Source organism: Paucibacter sp. XJ19-41 (genome assembly GCF_028462495.1).
Classification (GTDB): domain Bacteria; phylum Pseudomonadota; class Gammaproteobacteria; order Burkholderiales; family Burkholderiaceae_C; genus Roseateles_E.
Window position 1 is genome coordinate 1 of record NZ_JAQOWX010000245.1, and the last position, 1,383, is coordinate 1,383.

Annotated in this window: 2 protein-coding genes and 1 pseudogene; all 3 read right to left on the reverse strand. The window is 70.9% G+C overall.

Annotated elements, in window-relative coordinates:
* Positions 1 to 142 (reverse strand): SDR family NAD(P)-dependent oxidoreductase (locus tag PO768_RS28590; protein WP_272648763.1); only part of this gene is annotated, 142 nt, incomplete at its 3' end.
* Positions 139 to 816 (reverse strand): TenA family transcriptional regulator, encoded by a 678-nt coding sequence (locus tag PO768_RS28595; RefSeq protein ID WP_272648762.1) that lies wholly within the window; start codon positions 814 to 816, stop codon positions 139 to 141. The genes PO768_RS28590 and PO768_RS28595, both read right to left, overlap by 4 nt.
* A 42-nt stretch (positions 817 to 858) precedes the next feature.
* Positions 859 to 1,383 (reverse strand): annotated as a pseudogene (locus PO768_RS28600) (AMP-binding protein); the annotation flags it as partial.

The window sequence follows — 1,383 nt, forward strand, 5'->3', positions numbered from 1 at the left end:
CATGGACCTGGGCGGCCAGCCTTGCCGGCGAGCGGCCCACCAGCAGCAGCGCGGCGCCGGCCTGCAGCAGGCTGTCGGCCACCGCGCGGCCGATGCCGCCGCAGGCCCCGGTCAGCAGCACACGGGCTTGGGCGGCCTTCATGCCAGGGCCTCGGCGGCTTGCGGCTTGGGCAGCGGCAGGCTGCGAAACACATCGCCGTAGAGGCGGAAGAACACGCGCGCCGCATGGATGATGTCGGCCTGGTCACGCTGGTCCTCGATCTGCGCCATCAGCAGCTCGAAGTGCTGGATGTGCTCCCGGTCCAGCGTGCCGTGCGAGCGCAGATAGCTGAAGGCGGCATCGGGCAGGCCCAGCGGCTGCTGGATCTGGTCGGCCGCCATCAGGGCCAGCGAGACACTGGTGCCCTCCAGCACCAGCACCATGCCGAAGAATCCCAGCGGATTGACGCGGGCGATGGTGTCGTAGGCATAGGCCACCATCAGCTCGGTGGCCGCGCCGGGCCTGCCGTGGCGCACCGCCTCGGCATCGCCGCCGCAGGCCTTGATGTCGTTGAGTATCCATTCGTCATGGCCCTGCTCTTCCTCGATGTACTCGTCCAGCGGCCCTTCCAGCCAGCGATTGCGCTCGGGCAGTGCGGCCTTGCAGGCGCGCAGCAGCGGCACCGTGTGGCGCACATGGTGGTAGGCCTCGGTCAGGAAGGCGATATAGCTGGGCAGCGAGACCTCGCCGCGCAGGCAGCCCTGGATGATGGGCGTGCCGAGCAGGGCCTGGCGGGCATCGGCAGTCTGGGCCAGCAGCTGGGTATGGAAAGACATCGGTGACAAGTCCTTGAAGCGATGGGGCAAGCGGTGGATCAATCAAGCGGGACAGGCCAGCGCGTCGGCATGGCGGTCCCAGATGGCGGGGCGTTGCGGCCGGCCGTTGGCGGTGGCCAGGCCGGTCTCGGGGCCGAAGGCGGCGCGGGCGCGCACCCAGGACCGGATGCGGGCGTAGTCGGGCAACCGGGTGTTGGCGGCATCGACGGCGGCCTGCAGCGCGGCTTCGTCGGTCTCCTCGGCAGCGGTCTGCAGCGGCCACAGCACCGCGCTGAGCGCCGCTTGCCCGTCGCCGAAGACCACCGCCTGGGCGATCGCCGGCTCGCCGCGCAGCGCGGTCTCCACCCACTCGGGCGAGACATTGCGGCCAAACGCGGTGATCAGCAGGTGTTTCTTGCGGCCGCTGATGTGGACGAAGCCGTCGGCGTCGATATGGCCCAGATCGCCGCTGGGCCACCACTCGGGCACCGGCGTCGGATCGCGCAGATAGCCGGCGAACAGGCTGCCGGCCACCTCGATCTCGCCGTCCGCCGCGACGCGCAGCCGCGCATGCGGCAGCGGCCGGCC